Source organism: Paraburkholderia sp. (genome assembly GCF_024281035.1).
Lineage (GTDB): Bacteria > Pseudomonadota > Gammaproteobacteria > Burkholderiales > Burkholderiaceae > Paraburkholderia.
Genome location: NZ_JAMXLH010000005.1, coordinates 1 through 18,611, shown reverse-complemented (window position 1 = coordinate 18,611; position 18,611 = coordinate 1). Strand labels below are relative to the sequence as shown.

General features: G+C 58.4%; 14 protein-coding genes. 6 read left to right on the top strand and 8 right to left on the bottom strand.

The genetic code is table 11. From position 1 onward, the window contains the following. Positions 1-64: 64 nt before the first annotated feature. The 7 genes from Q0L30_RS00995 to Q0L30_RS00965 form a co-directional block, all read right to left on the bottom strand. Complete coding sequence (locus Q0L30_RS00995) at positions 65-493, bottom strand: antitoxin Xre/MbcA/ParS toxin-binding domain-containing protein (RefSeq protein ID WP_296650009.1); 429 nt, start codon at positions 491-493, stop codon at positions 65-67. A 390-nt stretch (positions 494-883) separates the two neighbouring features. After that, a complete protein-coding gene (locus Q0L30_RS00990) occupies positions 884-1,252 on the bottom strand; it encodes a hypothetical protein (RefSeq protein ID WP_296650008.1) in 369 nt (122 codons plus the stop codon). A gap of 428 nt (positions 1,253-1,680) precedes the next feature. After that, positions 1,681-2,313 carry a LysE family translocator gene (locus tag Q0L30_RS00985; RefSeq protein ID WP_296650005.1) on the bottom strand — a complete coding sequence of 211 codons (633 nt, stop codon included), beginning with the start codon at positions 2,311-2,313 and terminating at the stop codon, positions 1,681-1,683. A gap of 404 nt (positions 2,314-2,717) precedes the next feature. Then, complete coding sequence (locus Q0L30_RS00980) at positions 2,718-4,385, bottom strand: TnsD family Tn7-like transposition protein (RefSeq protein WP_296650003.1); 1,668 nt, start codon at positions 4,383-4,385, stop codon at positions 2,718-2,720. Positions 4,386-4,402: 17 nt separating this feature from the next. After that, positions 4,403-5,893, bottom strand: a complete 1,491-nt coding sequence (locus tag Q0L30_RS00975) for an ATP-binding protein (RefSeq protein WP_296650002.1) — start codon at positions 5,891-5,893, stop codon at positions 4,403-4,405. Then, the gene (locus Q0L30_RS00970) at positions 5,890-8,097 is read right to left on the bottom strand and encodes a Mu transposase C-terminal domain-containing protein (RefSeq protein ID WP_296650000.1); all 2,208 of its coding nucleotides are present in this window, start codon (positions 8,095-8,097) and stop codon (positions 5,890-5,892) included. Before Q0L30_RS00970 ends, Q0L30_RS00975 begins: the two co-directional genes overlap by 4 nt. A gap of 1 nt (position 8,098) precedes the next feature. After that, positions 8,099-8,947: a TnsA endonuclease N-terminal domain-containing protein gene (locus tag Q0L30_RS00965; protein WP_296649999.1), complete on the bottom strand. Its 849-nt coding sequence runs from the start codon at positions 8,945-8,947 to the stop codon at positions 8,099-8,101. A gap of 446 nt (positions 8,948-9,393) precedes the next feature. On the opposite strand from Q0L30_RS00965, the gene Q0L30_RS00960 reads away from it, so the two are divergent. Beyond that, positions 9,394-11,244 (top strand): acyl-CoA dehydrogenase, encoded by a 1,851-nt coding sequence (locus Q0L30_RS00960; protein ID WP_296650142.1) that lies wholly within the window; start codon positions 9,394-9,396, stop codon positions 11,242-11,244. Between the two features lie 168 nt (positions 11,245-11,412). Here the strand turns inward: Q0L30_RS00960 and Q0L30_RS00955 are convergent, their stop codons facing one another. Then, the gene (locus Q0L30_RS00955) at positions 11,413-11,823 is read right to left on the bottom strand and encodes a VOC family protein (RefSeq protein ID WP_296649997.1); all 411 of its coding nucleotides are present in this window, start codon (positions 11,821-11,823) and stop codon (positions 11,413-11,415) included. Positions 11,824-11,908: 85 nt separating this feature from the next. On the opposite strand from Q0L30_RS00955, the gene Q0L30_RS00950 reads away from it, so the two are divergent. From Q0L30_RS00950 to Q0L30_RS00930, 5 genes are all read left to right on the top strand, one after another. Further along, positions 11,909-12,307 (top strand): VOC family protein, encoded by a 399-nt coding sequence (locus Q0L30_RS00950; protein ID WP_296649994.1) that lies wholly within the window; start codon positions 11,909-11,911, stop codon positions 12,305-12,307. 1,619 nt (positions 12,308-13,926) lie between these two features. Then, positions 13,927-15,303, top strand: coding sequence for a replication initiation protein (locus tag Q0L30_RS00945; RefSeq protein WP_296649991.1), 1,377 nt, complete (start codon positions 13,927-13,929; stop codon positions 15,301-15,303). Positions 15,304-16,198: 895 nt separating this feature from the next. Beyond that, a complete protein-coding gene (gene parA, locus Q0L30_RS00940) occupies positions 16,199-16,885 on the top strand; it encodes a ParA family partition ATPase (RefSeq protein ID WP_296649986.1) in 687 nt (228 codons plus the stop codon). Beyond that, entirely contained in the window at positions 16,875-17,876 is a 1,002-nt protein-coding gene (locus Q0L30_RS00935) for a ParB/RepB/Spo0J family partition protein (RefSeq protein ID WP_296649985.1), read from the top strand. The genes parA and Q0L30_RS00935 overlap by 11 nt, the downstream gene beginning before the upstream one ends. 455 nt (positions 17,877-18,331) lie before the next feature. Next, on the top strand, positions 18,332-18,611 hold a 280-nt coding region (locus Q0L30_RS00930; RefSeq protein ID WP_296649983.1), incomplete at its 3' end, for a pyridoxal-phosphate dependent enzyme.

Genomic DNA, 18,611 nt, shown 5'->3' with positions numbered 1-18,611 from the left:
TCCAAAGCGCCGCGCCGCTCTTGCTTCGCACCGAATCCCTAGCAAACGATGGGAAATATTCTCATCATGCGGGTAGACCGTACAAGATCTGCGAGAGAAGTGCCTCGACGCGGCGCGCTCCGAGTTCGGTCAGAGCGACATCCAGCGGTCTGCGACCCTCAAGTAGCGGGTGAGCCGCGGCTAGAAATGTGCGCGCGTCTCCCGGGTCTCCCCAAACGTATGATGCAGTCGCGTAGATGCGTGCAATACGCTCTGTTTTCTCCGATTCTCCCATCGAGAGTCGTTCACGACGACGCTTGTAAGTTGCCTCGGGAACGACGCTTGCGCGCAGCGCCCGGCGGGTTTCAGCATCTGTAGCGATGTGCTGCACGCTCATGGCAAGTGCGGATTTTGGCAGACCGTCACGTACTCGGGCCTCGAGTTCCGCGAGTGAACGAGGAATTGGCGCCAAATTCATCACGGCGGCAACTTCGGCAGGGGTAACGAATTCCATGAGTGCCTCGTTCAATATCGTGTGAGTGCAATGTATGGCGTATGTGCCCGACGGACGTGCGGTGGACTGGGTTAGAACAAAACAGATGTAAGCGCGGCCACCCACTAACACCCTTGTCCACGATCTGTTGTAGGTGTGAACGATCAATAGAGTCCGACGAAAGACAATAGACTTCGGCACAAAACGATAGTGTTTGACGAAAGCGAAGGTCGCATGGGCGCAGGTGCGACTACCGTGCTCCTGCACCTTCCGGCTAGGCGCCGACGTTCGACCTCGCCACCAATATCGTCAACAATCTTTTCTCCCGAAGTTGCGAACACTGCCGACGGTGATCATCACCGGCGGCCGGGTGCGATGAGAGATGGCAGAACATCTCACGCGCATTTTGTGCTATCTAACTCTTCCTTCCAGCCTCGACGTTAAAAGCTCGTATTTTTGTTGCGAGGTATCGGCCAATGCCTCGTCGCGGGTGGACAGCGTGTCCTCGTACGGCACCGGTTCAGCGAACTGGCTCACTGTCAGATCCCACTTTTTGCCGTCAATCAGATTGTAGAAGTGCGTGCCACCTGACGTTCGTGTAGTGAGAATCTGACCGCCGAAATAATCCTGGACAACGAGAGACGTCACACTGCAGTGATTTTGAGCTGGATTCGATGGTGACCATGCGCCGGTGGGACTTGACGTGTCGCCGGCCCAGACGCGTGATATCGCTCTGTACAGGTCGATGGGTGTCGCGAAGGCTTTCGATACAGAAGTCATTCGATTTTGCTCTCTCGGTGAGCCGGCAAACAATGAGGCTGCCAAAAACAAAAAAGCCCCGTCGTTACCGGCGCGGCTTCGAAGCGCATGTCGCTGCGAATTTCTAGCGCGCAGACATCCCCAGCGGCAGTCCGGAATGGGAATGCGCACGATGGTGAGTCGCGATGGCGAGGAGTATGACCGCTTGCATACGTAGGGAGTTTGCCGTCAGCTGTTGAAGCCGTCAATGAATGCCTTATCGGTGTTTGTTTCCCGTAACGAACGCTTTCGGGCTTAGCGACAAGCAGGTTGGGATCGTCTTATGCCATGTTGCATGGAATGCGTGCCCGAGGCTATCACCTCGGCCGAGGCGCGGTAATCTGTGTCGGCATTACTCTGAAAACAGATGGTCGACGCCAGGCGCAGAATCCGCGTGCAAGCAAGAACTGTCACGCCTGCCGCGCAGTCAACAGCTTCACGCTCAGTGCGACAAAAATGAACCCGCTCAGCCGTTTGATCGCACTTACCCAGCGAGTCGCGCCAAGACGACCATGAAGCCGTTTGACGCCCGTGGAGTAAGTGGAATGCACGACCATAACAATGGCGGAAATGGTGAGATACATTGTAAAAAATTGCAGGGACAGAGGGCGGTTGGCAGTGAGGAACTGGGGCATGAAAGCGGAAAGGAAGATCAAGGTCTTCGGATTGCTGCCTGAGACAAGCAGCGCTTCCCGAAATATCCTTCCTTTGCCAGTCCTCTGCTCGAACGTTGCGGTAGCGATGGAGGTTGGTTGCCTTGCCGCTTGTTTCAACTGCTTCAGACCGAGATATGCCAAATAGAGGGAACCGATGACTTTCATGCCGACAAAGATCGGAGGCATGGCGGCAAGTACCGCGCCCACGCCTATTGCGACGAGGATAACGACGACGAGCTGTGCCAGGAGATTGCCTGCAATAGTCGTGACAGTACCCACACTGCCATAACGAAGTGTATTGCGGATAACAAGCAGAACGTTCGGCCCCGGCGATAGCGTCGTCACAAGGTATGCGATTGCAAACAGTATCCAGGTATGGAATGGCATGCAGGATTCCTTGAGCGCGGCCTGAGACGATGGTTTAAAGCGCAAAGATAGCACATGGATCCGCGCTGCACGCATAAGGCGCGATGCCTTGTTGAGCCGGCATGAATGGCTCAATTGGAACCGGTACATACCGTATCAAGGGCCTCAAGATACTGCAACGGAGGGCGCGAGAATTTCAATGGCCACTGCTTCAGCGCCATATATTTCAGCAAGTACCTGACAGACTCGACGACGAAAAGTACGCCAACCAAGGGCGTTGAAGTTGTGCTGTCAAAACGATGCCTTTTGTATGCTTTGGTTGGCGTATATTTATTTGGCATACGAAATTTACTGCCCCTCTGCTCGGAATTACCGCAGCATGACGAATAGCGCCGACCGTCGATGATGAAGATTCTCGATTTGCCTCATTTCCGACGCTGATATGCACGCCCACCGATCGCTCGACCCTGCCACGCAGGTGGACCATCCCATTTGATCGTAATTCCCACTTCGGATAGCTTTCCCAGCACATCGATATTTGCAGCGAGTGGCAACAAATGCTCCCATCCGCAGTATTCGATGATAGCCTGGGCAGCGTACAGACCTACGCCAGACAGAATGACAGCTTCGAGCATCGGAGGTGCGCTTCCCCGAGTGCTCAGCACAGCATACGCCCACCATAACCGCCTTGCCCTGAAATGCCACGTCGATTCCCGGTTGTCGGTAACCCGCTTGAGCATGCCCGGATATCGTTTACGGTACCGTGGAGTGTCGGCGACAGGCACCGGGAGCGCTGCGAGCAGACGCGCCTTCGTTACCTGTTGCGGTTTGCCGGATCTGGTAAGTAACTCGGCAGCGGTCGCGTCGACGTGCGCCGCAAAACGCTCGTCGTCCGGAGACACGGCTTCTGCTGACGACGTTTTACCTACTCTGGTTGCTATCGGCGTTGACAGCGTTTCAACAAGCCATTTTCGGTCATGCTCGTAGAGCCATGATGTGATGCGATTCGCCCTCCGCCACAGGTCCTCAAGTGTCGTTTTTGGATTTTTTGATAACTCGTCCCGTATCCTGCCTCTATACGCTGTACGTGGTGTGGACGGCGATGCCCAAGAGCGCCCCGAATTGGACTCGGCAGCCTTCGTGCTACGAAGCGCATCCTCCTCGGATACTCGTTGCAGGGCCAACGCAAACTTGTCTCGCGTACCAAAAAGATACATCGCCACCAACAGGTGCCGCGTAATCGGCATATCCCACGTGCAGTTATCGCCACCTGTAAAGCGTATCCAGAAGCTCATCCTCTTTGAGGCGTATGCAGGATCCACCGCGGAAAGAAACGCGTCACCCAACTCTCCGATCAGGTGCTCCTGAAACGCTTTTGCCTGTACCTTTGATCCCCGTCTGAAGCCCAATTCGCGAATGCGGTTCTGATACGCAGCACGCACACGCAGCGGACCCACCTGGCCCAACGGGTAGTTAAGCAGATCATGGGCGAAACTCGCGTAATCAAGCATGCCCGGCATGTCCGAGGCACCCGTGTCTTCGACCCCTGTCACCTGCCAGCCGCAGTGGCAAGCGTGCCACGGTTGACGCAGCAGGCGTGCGCGAAACTGGAACGGTCGACGACATTGCGGGCAACTCGACAGCAAGCGCCCGCGGTGACGCCAACACACGCTGACGCCTGGCACATGGTGGGCTCGGTGCCAGTAAGCCATGCCGAATGCGTGGACGTCCTCCTTCACACAGGCAGGACACAACTGCGCTTCCCCGTGATGCCCGACAACGCGCCGAGGCAGCCGACTCACCATAACGCTAATGTCAGTCGTTGTGGATCGTTGCCCGTCGACCAGAAACGGCTCGAACAGCGGCCACAGGGTATTCTGTTCCAGAAGCCTTCGTCGCGCCGCATACGAACTGTCGCTCATGCGATCCGCAAGATGCAGCATCGCCGGTGACACGATTTGCTCAAGCGCGAACGGAATGCTGTCGAACAGATCAAGAAAGGTTTCAGCCTCACCCTGGTTGCCAGATAGCAGGTGATGCCGGGCAACACGCGACTGGATAGTCTCATCAGGCAGCGACGGAACAAAAAACAATAGTGCATGCATCAAGGTTAGGAGGCAGCATAGGCCGTCGAAAATTCCAGAGCGTCTTCCAGCAGCCAACCGGCATCTCGCAGGGCAGCCGGCGGCGCCTCATGCCCGGCAAGGCTGCGCGCTTCGGACGGAATCCGCTCGCTTGCCGTTGTAGCGCTGGTCGCCGGAATTTGGGGCATTTCGCACGCTTCGGGCGAGGGTTGCGCAGCGCTCGCATGTACCGGTCGCCGGATATCACGAAGCATCGACAACTGCGACGACACGCACGTCTCCCGGTCGAGCATGCCCATCATCGCGGCGATCTGGCTGTCGGGTGGGAGCAGGTCCTCGAATTTCGACATGCGCCGGGTGTCGCCGCTGCGCAAGGCATCAAGCGCTGGTTTAAGCAATTGCATCCGCGTGTCCGCAATGGTGCGCAACAGCTTGACCGTCAGGCGCTCTTCGCCTGTATGGATGGCATGCCGCTGGGCGAGCACGAGCAGCTTGATCAAGATGTCCGTCACGCCCTGTGTCAGGTCGTACAGTGCATCGCGTATCTCAGCGGTCATCGGCTCCACATGCTGAACCCACTGGTACTGCCACGCAGCATCCACCAGGAGTGCCCATGCCGGATCGTCATGCGTTGGCTGCCTGAAGTCGCTCAGTCCGAGTCCCGTGGCACGCCTTGCGTTGCGCATCACATCGGAGAAGAGATCGATCATCGAATTTGTGCCCACGAACACAACCGGTATGCCGATGCTGTTGATGAGGTTCACAAAAAAGTTGAGCATGTTTTCCTTGCCGCCCGTCTTCGCCACACGCAGATGCTGCAGTTCATCGATGATCAGCATGCCGACGAAGTGCGTGCTCGCGATCTGTTCAATCTGGTGAACAAGTGGGACGATTCCGCGTGCTGATCGGTAGCGTTTGGCATATCGTTCGTCCCCGATTGCTCGGTCAATGGCGCGAAAGAACGCGTGGCATAGCCCTGTGAGCGAGCCGTCGAACGGACATTCGATCTTCAGCCAGGGGATCTGCACCTGAACAAGCTCATGCCCTTTGTACTGCTGGTGACGAACAGCTTGTGGATAGAGCCGAAGAATGGACTCCAGCGCTGTCGATTTGCCTATGCCGCTCAGTCCCACGACGCTTAGCGTTGAGGCGGTGGACCGGAAGCTGCTTTCGGACGTTTGGCCGCGGGCAAGCGCATACATGTGTCGCCACGTCGAGTGGGCAAGTGGATTGCGACCGACGTATCCGCTACGGATCAGCGAAGACAGGGCAGATTCGAGCTCCAGGTGAATTGGCAGGGGCTGAACCAGTTGCAGCAGTCGGTCAATGCAGTGTAGCCGGACCTCCTTCGACAGTCCGACCTCACTCCCCGGCTCTTCCGGGAACAGCGCCAGCGCCGCGGCGGCGTCTGCCTCCGAGCGGATCGGCGGTAATGCTTCGATGAGCGGATTGCCCTGATACTGCACGATGGGAGACTCGATATATCCGGCGGCAACAAGGCGAGCAGGCGTTGTCATGTGCGATTGCCCCTGTTACGCAGTCGACCGAGCAGATCCAGCACTTCCGCTCCGCGCTCACCAGCATAGGTATCGACGACGCCGGGGGTTGCCTCTGCTGGAACGGGACTACCAGCCGAATCAGCGCCGCCCACCGGCGACGTGTTACTTGCGCGGTGACGCTCGGCAGCCTTTTCGAAAGCCCGATGCATCCTGATATTGCCAACCTGACGGCTATCAGGGACAGGCGTTGATGGTTTTGCAGCGCGCTTGTCGATGCGGGCCTGACCCACGGCTGCATCGATATGCGCGTCCAGACGGACCCGGTCGTTGAGGGCGGCATACGCGTTCTCGGTTGTCGGCGTTCCGGTCATGCCAAGCATGTCGAGAACCTCCTCCAGACGACGGCCGGCGACCCGCTCCTCTGATGCGAGCAGATCGCAGCGGATAAAGTTGCGCTGCGGGTCCTGAAGCCAAACGTGAGTTGTATCGTTCGGGTCGTACCAGACCGTTACGCTGCGGCGTCCGTCCCGGCGCGCCCTGGCGAACCAGTTCTCCTCAACGGCGAGGGCGCACGAGTAATACATGCCCTTGAAGCAGATGCCACCACGCTGGATCGACGCATTTTCGCGCGGTAGCAGGTGCAGGTAGACGAGATTCTCCGGTTGCGTATTCGGCGTGGAGAGCCCGCGTTCCATTCCCCATCGCCAGAGATTGACCGGTGAGGGCTCGACTTCCTCTCCGATCATGTCGGCCGTTAGCCGTTCAGGCCTGCGGCTGTGATGGTTGTAGTGCAGGACACTGCGAATCATGATGCGGGTGAACTCCTCCAGATCGAGAATTGCATCGAGGCGGTAATCGCGCTCGCCGCGTTCGGCGATTCGCTGTCTGACAGCGCCAGGAATCCAGTGAATCTGCGCAGTCTTGTTCAGCAGTCGGAATCGGCTCTCCACGATCGATTTCCAGTCTGGCCGGAATGGCGGCGCAATCGTAATGTCGATCCCGAGGCCGGATACGATGCCCTCGGCCGCTTGCCCCAACATCTCGCCCCGGTCGGCCATCAATTCGTGGGGAAGATGGTGCGACGGCCACGCCGACGGTTCGATCTCAACACCGTACGCACTACAGAACGCTACCTTGTCAGAAAATGCGTTGAACAGCGCGTGCCGCGCTCCGTTCCAGCTAGGGCCTTCCAGCCCGACAAAAATTCCTACGATCATGGTCGAGAAAACGTCGATCACAACGTAGACCACGGGGCGGCCAATAACCCAGTTGCGGTTGTATCTGCTCACCAGATAGATGTCGGCGATTGTCGCGTCGATTTCGAAGCGATGCCCCGGCCCGTAGACGCCGTCGGCTGCCCGCCCCGTCAATCCGCGATGATCTTTCTGCCACCGACGCTCGCCCACGCGTGAGCGATGGACCAGCAGGTCATCGAACGCCTTTTTCCCCCAGTAGCTGAACTGCCGTTGGCTGGGCAACTGGTCGAGGGGTTTGAGCGTGAGGTCGTCTGCTGACGCGCCCGGCACAACATGCTCCAGTACGTAAAATCGTCGCAGGGTTCGGTGATAGGCATCCGCGATCGACCCGACTTCGTTGTTCCTGTAGAGGGAGTACCCGACCCGTATAAAGCCCTTGTCGTCCTCACCAAGGACCTTTCCGCAACGCTCACCGACCGGCGCAGCATGCACAGGCGGACGGCCCGGGCGCTTGCCAGGGGCAAATACGCGATCCTTGCCGGGCCCACCCGCGTTCTCGTAGTTCGGCAGCAACGCGTTGCGGATCTGGCCAAACATCCAATACCGGTAGAGCAATCGATAAAGGGTCTTGCGCTGTGTTTTCGTCGCTGCGGCATGTCTTGCGACGAGCGCGCCCATCGCACCTTCAGCGAATATTTCTCCCGGTACGCCTGTCTCGACCAGGCCGGCAATACGTTTCCAGTTGCGATCACGTGATTCCCGGTCAGACTGTGAGACATCCTCTTCAACCCTAAGCATGTACCCGGGTAACCTGAGCTTGGCGCGTCGCGCGTCGCCCCGCTCAAGCCACGCAAGAACCTCCTCAGCTTCGACGATCCACGGCCTGCGGGGCGTAGGCGAAATCGAAATCAGCGTGGCCGGTGCAGCAGGACCACCTATCCAGAGAATGCGCGCCAGGCCGTCGAACGGCAGTCCCTCGGACAGAGCCTCGATGACCGTGTTGAGCAGTGTCGTAGTTTCGATCATGTCAGGCTGCCCGCTTATAACGAACGGGACCGTTCGGAGCGACCTGTATCCGCGGCGCCTGCGATGTCACTTTCATCGGCGTTTCGAGATCAACGAGAATTACCTTGTGCCAGACCAGATGCCTGAACAGCCTGACAGCGTCCGGGTAAGGCATGCGTAGCCGGTAACTCACCATGCGAAGCAGCGACGAAAGCGTCCTGTCGTGAGTGCCAGCGTCGGCAATACCCTCGACAAAATTGGTCTGCAGGCTGCTGTCTTGCAATTCCTGTGCGATTTCCGCACAACCGCGAAGCCAGATGAGATTGCTTGCCATCGTGGCGCTCATGCTCGCCTCGGTGACGAGCTTCCAGTCCACGTCACGCTGTGCCCAAAGAGCTTTTTCGAGTTCGAGCTTTTCGAGCGTGCGAGAAAGCCTGTTACTGGGTGCCAGTTCGTCGGCATATTTAACCGTCCGCGCGAATTCGCGAACTGAACCGTCATCTGATCTTGCGGTGACGACGAAATCGGTCGTCATCACGAAAGGGACCGTTGTCCCCGCATAAAGTGGATAGCGGATGCCTCGCTGCCGGGCGATTTCCCGGACTGGCGCGATAGGAAGAAGAGGGAACTGCTCACGGATATCGACGACGCGCTCCGAAAATTCAAGCGCGACAAGGTAGCGATACTCGAGATCGGAGAGCACATGATGGATGCGCCCTGTCTTGAGTCCATGGACTTTTCGCGAACGACCACGTGAGGGAACGTCTTGTACACGAAGCCACGGATTGTAGTCCGCGCCGACGCCTTGCCCATAGCCTTGGGCTACATACCGCTCGATGTCCTGTTGTGTTCTGAAACGTCGTGCCCGCATGCATGCCCCGTTGAATGAGAGGCAGGAGGATACCGGCAGGTACGCCGTTTGTGTCGATCTTTATTGTCGTGTGTCCAACTATATTGTCTCGTGTCGAACTCTATTGTTTGTTCACAGATGGGCCCTGGAGCTTAGGGTTAGCCCTACTCATAGTAACTTTCCTACATAGCGCCAGATAGCCGCCGGACTTGACTCAAATCAGATTCGGCGGCCTTTTATCACTTTTATTCATATGCATATATGGCAAAAGGAATAACAAAGCCAACTGAAAGATTGCCGATGAATGACGACCGAAATCCCGGCGAGCGCCGGTGATGTCGCCTCGTTCGCGGGGGATGGCCGAAAACAGCACGTCCCCCACAGGCGGGAGCATTCCCCAATAGCACGCTCGTTCTATTTTGTGTAGGCTCGTGGAAATCGATCTTTTCCACCGCGAGCGTGCCGCCATGTCGCTGATCCTTTCCCGCCGTGACCTGAACTTCCTGCTTTACGAATGGCTCGATGTCGAGCGCCTCATCCGCATCCCGCGTTACGCCGATCACTCGCGCGAGACCTTCGACGCCGCGCTCGACACCTGCGAGAAAATCGCCACCGATCTGTTTGCGCCGCACAACAAGAAGAACGACCAGAACGAGCCGCACTTCGACGGCAAGACGGTCACGATCATCCCCGAGGTGAAAGCCGCGCTGAAGGCGTTCAGCGAAGCGGGCCTGATGGCCGCGGGCCAGGATTACGAATATGGCGGGATGCAGCTGCCGCTCGTCGTCGAAAAGGCGGGCTTCGCGTGGTTCAAGGGCGCCAACGTGGGCACGAGCGCGTACCCGTTCCTCACGATCGGCAACGCGAACCTGCTGCTCGCGCATGGCAGCAAGCAGCAGATCGACACGTTCGTGCGCCCCGAACTCGCGGGCCGCTTCTACGGCACGATGTGTCTGTCCGAGCCGCAAGCGGGCTCCTCGCTCTCCGATATCGCCACGCGCGCCGACTACGAGGGCGAATCGGCGCTCGGCGCGCAGTATCGTCTACGCGGCAACAAGATGTGGATTTCGGGCGGCGAACACGAACTCGCCGAAAACATCGTGCACCTCGTGCTCGCCAAGATTCCCGGACCCGACGGCAAGCTCATTCCTGGCGTGAAGGGCATCTCGCTCTTTATCGTGCCGAAGTACCTCGTCGACGAAGATGGCTCGCTCGGCGAGCACAACGACGTCGTGCTCGCGGGCCTCAATCACAAGATGGGCTATCGCGGCACGACGAACTGTCTGCTGAACTTCGGCGAAGGCACGCAATACGCGCCGGGCGGCCGCACAGGCGCGATCGGCTATCTGGTGGGCGAGCCGCATCGCGGGCTCGCGTACATGTTCCATATGATGAACGCCGCGCGCATCGGCGTGGGCCTCGGCGCGACCATGCTCGGCTATACGGGTTATCTGCATGCGCTCGACTATGCGCGCAACCGGCCGCAGGGTCGTCCGGTGGGCGCAGCGGGCAAGGATCCGGCGTCGCCGCAGGTGAGGCTCATCGAACACGCCGACGTGCGCCGCATGCTGCTCGCGCAGAAGAGCTACGTGGAAGGCGCGCTCGCGCTCAATCTCTATTGCGCGGCGCTCATCGACGAAGCCGACGCGATCGAAGACAAGGCCGCGCGCGCACGCCTCACGCTGCTGCTCGACCTGCTCACGCCAATCGCGAAGAGCTGGCCGTCACAGTGGTGCCTCGCCGCTAACGACCTCGCCATCCAGGTCCACGGCGGCTACGGCTACACGCGCGAATACAACGTCGAGCAGTTCTACCGCGACAACCGCCTCAATCCGATCCATGAGGGCACGCACGGTATCCAGGGGCTCGACCTGCTGGGCCGCAAGGTCGTCATCGAAAACGGCGCTGCGCTAAAGCTCTTCGGCGAACGCGTGAGCGCTACGCTCGGGCGCGCGCACGCCAGCGGCGACACGGCGCTCGGCAATCACGCCCGCACGCTCGATGCGGCGCTGCACCGCCTCGTCGACGTCACGCAGAAGCTGTGGTCGGCGACCGATCCGGCGGTGACGCTCGCGAATGCATCCGTCTACCTCGAGGCGTTTGGCCACGTCGTCATGGCGTGGATCTGGCTGGAACAGGCGCTCGTGGCGCGTGCGGCGCTGTCACAGGCCGTCACGCACGAGGCGGATTTCTATCGCGGCAAGCTGGCCGCCGCGCAGTATTTCTTCGCGTGGGAACTGCCGAAAACGGGCGCACAGTTCGATCTGCTCGCCTCGCTCGATCGCACGACGCTCGACGCGCAAGACGCCTGGTTCTGACGCACTGTCCGCATCGATAAAAGGAGCGGCGCGACTTCGGTCGCGCCGCTCTTTCATTCGGGTCTGTTGTTAGTGCAACGATTAGTCGTCTTGTGGCTTGATGCGGGGCAATCGCGTCTCGAAGGAAACCTGCTGGCACTGGCACTCGCTCAGATGGCGTGCGGTCCGCTATTGCGCTACCGGATCGTGGCAGCAAACACCGATCTTGTTCCCTTCGGGATCGCGAAAGTAGGCGCCGTAGTAGTGAGGATGATAGTGAGGCCGCAGGCCTGGGGCGCCTTCGCATGTCCCGCCGTGAGCGAGCGCGATGGCATACACGGCGTCGACGTGGGCTCTATCTGGCGCAAGCAGCGCCACCATCTGGCCGTTGCCGTGCTGTGCGGGATTACCGTCGTATGGCGTGCCGACGATGAAGAGCGGACGCTGCGTCCCCGGTTCCATCCAGCCCGCCCACACACCTGAGCACGGCGTATCCCGCTCGCAGAACTTCAGCGTATGCCCGAGCCCGTCCATGATGGCCGAATAGAACGCGAAAGCCCGATCGAAATCGTTGATCCCGATAACGACGTGCGAAATCATCTGGTCCCCTCCCCTCTGTGCGAATAGCGCGATGACGGCGGCCAGCTAGAATGAAGCCGGTTCGACTCCCCACGATGGCGAACGCATGCAACTTCTCGATCACGTATCAATCGGTGTACCCGACGTTGACGCCGCCCGGCGATTCTACGACGCGATCATGGCGGCGCTCGGCGCATCGAAGGTCTACGACCGTGCCAATGCGCTTGGCTATGGCGAACGCTGCTCGCAGGACGACACGGCGTCCACCTGTCTCGCCGTCTATCTCGACACGAGCGATATCGGCGCAAACAAGCGGCATTGGTGTTTCAAGGCGCAAACGCGCAAGCAGGTCGATGCGTTCTTTGCGGCCGGGATCGCGAGCGGCGGTCGCTCCGACGGCGAACCGGGCCTGCGCCCGCATTACCACGCGAGCTACTACGCGGCCTTTCTGTTCGATCCGGCAGGTAATCGCGTTGAAGCCGTATGTCATGCGACACAGGATTGAGCACCGACACGTGCGACTGCGACGCAGACGACCGAATCGCGTGCAAGGCGATTTTCCCCGCGCAAATACATTGGAGCCGTGCGCCTCAACGGGGCGATAGGTCACCTCTCGTACGGCTGCCGCGCGCGATCAAGGTACTTGTGCCGACGGCGCCAGGTTACCGGATGTCTTGCCGCAGTGGACCTTGAAGCCCTGACGCGTAAATGCGTCATTTGCGCAAACTTCCTCCCATGGTCGGTGACCTGACATCGGTAACCGGATATGGGAAGTCGTTACCTTAACCGGGACGATGCCCATCCCTGGTTCGTCGGGGGCTACGTGCCGACGAGTCGGCAACCTTGCTTTCTTCTTCGATTCCTTCCGGCAAGGGATGCCGGAAACAGGTCGTGCACCGCACGTGATTCCCATAACACGGTACCTTCAAGCGCTCTGCGCTCCCATAGATGGAGCCCGATAGAGGTGTTTTGGTTTGAATTCAATGCCTTGGGCGATATTTCAAAGGTAGCTTATGAGGAATCAGGGTTCTATAGGGGTGGTCGTTGGCGCTGCCGAACGGCGTGAGGACGCCAAGGTACCCATGGATGGGAGTTACTGAGGTTGGTGACCACTTACCTGGCGACAGGGTCCCGGTTTTGGGAGACGTCTTTCTCATCGGACACAGGTTTTAGTGTTTACCTTTAACGCTTTAACAACTTTAGTAAACCTTTAGGCGGCGCAAAGCCTTATCTGGCAAGGCTTTCCGGGCGATTTGGTCGCCCGTAATGGGATTTCGGGTACCTGGTATGGGACGTTCGGGTTGTGGATATGGGAATTCGGTATCCGCGGATGGGTTTTTGGGGCTGTGGATATGGGGAAATGGTGCCGCGCTATGGTCCAGATGCCCATGACACGCTTAGGTTGCTGGCTATGGGAAGAGCGAAAGGTCGCCTTCCATGGGACGTTGAACGCGTTGAGAGGCTATTTCCTGAGGGCTGCGCCATTCGTCAGGTTGCCTGTTATGGGAGGTTCGCCAGGTAGCCGGATATGGGAACGATATAGGACATGGCTGTTAGGTTCCCAGAGGGGATTTTCGTGGTGCCCTTGTACAGACTGGATGCTCCAGTGCCGAACGTTCAAGGGTAACCGGTTATGGGTGCGACTTATGGTGACCAGATATGGGAGTGTCTAGCGGCGCTGGTGGCCGATTCTCGCACTGTGCCCATCCAGTTGGGTACCCAGTTATGGGGCAACCGTCAGGTAACCATTGATGGGGAATATCCCACGAGAGATGCAATGAGCCCTTGTGGATAAGTGGTCCGCGCCAAAACTCCCATATCCAGATACCTTCGTGGAGAAATATATGAGAGTGCGTACTCACTCTCCCCGAGTTGGTTACCGGTTATGGGAGCTTTGTCGGGCACACGACCCATGGAAGTTCCCATTTATGGGAGTGTCTATTGCCCGTTCCGGTTGCTGCTCTGGCCGGTTTGGGGCTCCGCTACATGCGGTTGTGAAGCGCCTGTCAACCAGCTCGACACGAAAATGTCGTACGGCGGTACGGCCTCGATTGCGGCCTTGAGTCACCGGGGCGCTTGGTATACAGTTACCAACCGATCAGGTTCCCTTCAAACGTGGATCACATGGCAAGAAAAAAGGCCGATGCCGGCGATGCCGACAAGCAAGGCGCACTCGTATTTCAGCAAGGCCAGCCGCCTGATCTGTTTCGCAAGGCCGTCCCGGCGATTCATATTGCGCCGAAGTCCGGGTCCATCAGCCTCCAGCAGCGCAAGATGTTCAGCTCGCTGATCAAAAACGCTATTCGCCAGGATTCGCTCGAGCCGGGCCGCTCGTCATTCGAGATCACGATCTCCGCCCTCTCGCAGGACGTCGATCTGAACAGCAACAACACGGAGTACGTCAAGGAGACGATCAACTCGTTGATCAGCACGGTCGTCAACTGGGACTACCTTACGCAGGATAAGCGCAGTATCTGGAAGGCCTCCGGTCTGCTCGCCGGCGCCGAACTCGAGCGCTCGGTACTCCGCTACACGTTTTCCGAACAGATTCGCGGCGAGCTGCTGAACCCCGAAATCTACGCGATGATCGATATGCGGATCACGCGCCAGTTCAGAAAGGCGCATTCGCTCGCGCTGTGGGAGAACGTCGTGCGTTACGAGGCAGTCGGCATGACGGCTCGCTTTCCGTTGGCGACGCTCAGGGATCTGATCCTTGGCCAGGATACCTCGGCGCAATCGTACAAGCTGTACAAGCAGTTCAAGAGCCGTGTGCTTGTGCCGTGCATCAAGGAAGTGAACGAGATTTCGGATCACATCTTCGATCTCATCGAGCACAAGGTTGGACGTTCCGTCGTCGCGCTTCAGTTTCGCGTCACCCGCAAGCCCGAGACGGACCCCTCGCAGGAATTGCGTGCGAACGAGACGGTGCTGATCGGCGAAATGTCGAAATTCAGCATTCCGGTGTCCGAGGCGAAGCGTTTGCTGAAACAGTACGGCGAGGAGAAGATCCGGACTGCGGTCGCCTATACCACGGCGCGCGTCGCGCAGAAGAACGCTGCGCCGCTTGCAAACGTAGCAGCCTATTTCCGCAAGGCGCTCATGCAGGGTTACCAGTTGCCGGGCGCCAATGCGGCGGCAGGTACTGCGGCCGAGTCGGCCAAGGTGCGCGAAAGTCAGGATCAGGTCAAGGATCGCTACATTGCGGCCAAGATCGCCGAGGCGCGCTCGTACTTCAACGAACTTGAGTACGACGATCAGACTGCACTGATCAAGCGCTATAACGAGACCGTCGGGATGGACAAGCTCAAGGTTTCGACGGCAAAGGTGCCAAGCAAGATGGCATCGACGAATTTCTTCCGCTGGGTCGTCCTCGATACCTGGGGTCAACCGACCGCCGCGGATCTGCTCGAATTCCTGTTGAGCGGTCAGCAGGGTGTGGGTACTGTGGATGGCCAGGTGGCCGTTGATGTTGAGCTTGCGTTGAAAACCCGCGCCGAGTGAGGTGCGGGTGACCGCCCTGCTAGTGCGTTGCCGATTGGCAGCGCACAACACCAAGATTTACGAAATATTCTGAATAAGCAGCGGCAGATAAATATACGCTGCTTGTCGCTCTCGTTTGAACGATCGTTCAAACTAATTTCCCCTCTCCAACATGAGCCCGGCCATATCTGATATGGCCGCGTTTGTGCCTTCAGTGTTGTCGGGCTACGTAGAGTCTCCACGTGGAGATTTCACGACGATGATTTGTGCATCGGCGTGACGACAGGCTAACGGAGCAGATAACTGAGCAGATAACTGAGCAGATAACCGATGGTGTGATGCTTGGCGGTTTGGTTGGGCAATTTCGTACGCTAGTTGATTTGGGAGTCACGGAGTTGCACAATCTCGGACCTTGAAGGTTGTGTTGAGTGAATCTCCACGTGGAGAGAGCGATTGCCAACCTGACACCGATGCACGGTGTTCCTTCGCGCGATCAACCGTCATTTGAATCTAATCGTGTTCGGATTTGAGGCGGTAAGCATGCGTCTAGTTCAGACGAAGTCTGCGATCTGAATTCGATCACATACATCCGAATCAGGTTGACTGAAACGTTAATCGCCACCACTCACGCCTACTTGCCGAACAAGTGGCACTGCGGGACACACAATCTCCACGTGGAGATTCGACAATCGCCACGGGCGCCATCCTATCCGCACTACTCCTTCACTCTTGGCTCCCGATTAACCTCCCACAACCTATCCTTTCGGCCAAACGGTTGTGGCTCGGCAACGGATTGAGCGGAAAACCTAGAATTTACTTTAACGCCCCGTTAGACTCCCATTTGGCGCGCGGAGTCTCCACGTGGAGAGTGCGTGAGGACGATCGCCAGCGGATTGAACATTGCATGGAGAACCGAATGGGACTGGTCATAGCAGTAGCGAACCAAAAGGGTGGTGTGGGTAAAACTACCACCACCATGAATCTGGCCGGGGCGTTTCAGTCCGAAGGGTACAAGGTCTACGTTGCCGACGCCGACGGCCAGCAATCGTGCATGAGTTGGTGCGCTGCCGCTGGTCCCGATACACCGCTTCCCTTCCGGGTCGGCAGCATCCACAAGCTGGAAAAGATGATTGGCCCAGAAGTCGCGGCACTCGCCGACGACTACGACGTCGTGATCGTAGACTGCCCCCCCAACATCAACGACCTCACAACTGCGCGCGTGCTTGCCGTCGCCGATGCCACGATCATCCCGACCGACGCGTCACCGATCGATATCTGGAGTAGCGAAGGAATGATGGAATTGGTCGAGCGGACGCGTATCGCAAATCCGGCGGGGAAATTCGCCATTTTGCTGAATAAGTCGAATTCGAAAACGCTACTACACACGCAAATGAGTGCGCTACTGGCTGAGAGCAACGTGCGTGTTTTCACTTCCACGATCAAGCAGCGGGAGCTTTATCGACAGACCGCCGCGCTGGGTCGCACCGTCTTCGACGTTCGTGGCGTACGCGGGACGAAGATCGCGAAAGACGAAATCAATGCGGTCTACAACGAAATCATTTCTCTCGTTCAGGAAGAGGAGGAGACCGTCGATGGCCGCTAAGCTCAACTTCACCAGCAAGGTCCGGGCAGGCATGGCCGTAGAACGAGTCTCGGCCGGAGAGCGTCTTGCCGAAGCCGATGTCGTCAGCATCGCCCAACGCGACGCTGGAGTCACCAGTCAGCCGGTGGAGGACGCATCGACACCCGGATCGTATTCGGTCAGCAAGATTCTGGTCGAGGACGTTGTCTCGAATCCGTACAATCCGCGCTCGTTCTACAGCGCTGAAACGATCGACGAGCTGGCCGGCAGCTTTGAGACGCAAGGTCAGATAACACCGATTCTGGTGACACGCCTGAGCGAATTCCCGGGCAAGTACGTCATCGTGGACGGCGAGCGACGCATCCGCGCTGCTCGCTCGCGCGGCGACAAGACGATCGACGCCGATATTCGCGATGGCCTCGATAACCAGAACCTGTACCTGCGCGCGTATCACGCGAACAAGGAGCGTGAGGAACAGACGGTTTTCGACGATGCGCTTGCCTGGAAAAAGCTGCTGGACGATGGGATCTACGTCGACCAGGTCGAATTGGGTGTGGCCGTTGGAGAGGATCCGAAGCACATCAGCAAGGTCATCTCGCTCACGTCGCTTCCGTCGTTTCTGCTGCAGCGGATGGCGCAGAACAGGAAGGATGTCGGGCTTGGGCATGCCTACAATATCAAGCTGATTTTTGACCGCGCGGGTGCAACCGTCGCTGAGCATTGGCTCGAGCAGGTCGTAGAAGGGAAGGCGAGTGTTCGCAAGCTTGAGGCCGCCGCGTCCGCTGAAGCTGGCGCGCGACGGATCGGCCCGCGCCGGACGCATTACCAGTCGCGTGTGCAGTTCAACCGTCCCGATGGCGTCGCGCTCGGCGAACTCAAGCTCTTCGGCGACGGACGAGCCGAGCTCAGCCTCAAAGGCATCGCACCCGTGGATCAGCAACGGCTCGCTGAACGTGTCAAAACCGTGATCGAACAATGGGCGTCGGAGATGGATACGCCCGAGAACGTGTAGTTTCACGTGCAAATCGGCCGCAGGGTCGAATCCGTGAAACAAGAGGGAATGATCGTATCGCGCGCGATATGATTTAAAAATCAACGCGATACGATGGATTTCGTAGAATGTTTCACGATTTGACCCTGTGCCGGGCAGACAAAAACGGGGTTTCGGGGCAAGATCGTAGCTCGCGACGGGCACCGCGTACATTCCACGTTAAGATGTATCAAACACTACGTAAATAACGTTTTATATACGAATCACATTTTGCGTGCAGGATTGACAAACTACAGGTGCCCAGGCGATGCTTACCGCCATGAGCTGCCGCCAATTTCCCATCGCACTGATTATTCGCACCATTCCTCGAATGGTGGGTTAGTGCGTATCTGATAGCAGTAACAACAACCCGCCCCAAGAGGCGGGTTTTTTGTTACCGCCTCCTGGCTTAACGTACGTCAGCACAGGAGCAACCCATGTCGGCCAACCCGAGCCGCGTCGCAGTCGAAGCCCCCACTACCGCGCAGAACGATTACCTTCGGAAAATCCTCACCGCCCGCGTCTATGACGTGGCCCGCGAGACCGAGCTGGAGCGCGCCCCGAACCTCTCGGCGCGCCTCTCCAACCGTGTGTTCCTGAAGCGCGAGGACAACCAGCCGGTGTTCTCCTTCAAGCTGCGCGGCGCCTACAACAAGATGGCGCACCTCACGCCCGCCCAGCGCGAGCGCGGCGTGATCACCGCCTCGGCGGGCAATC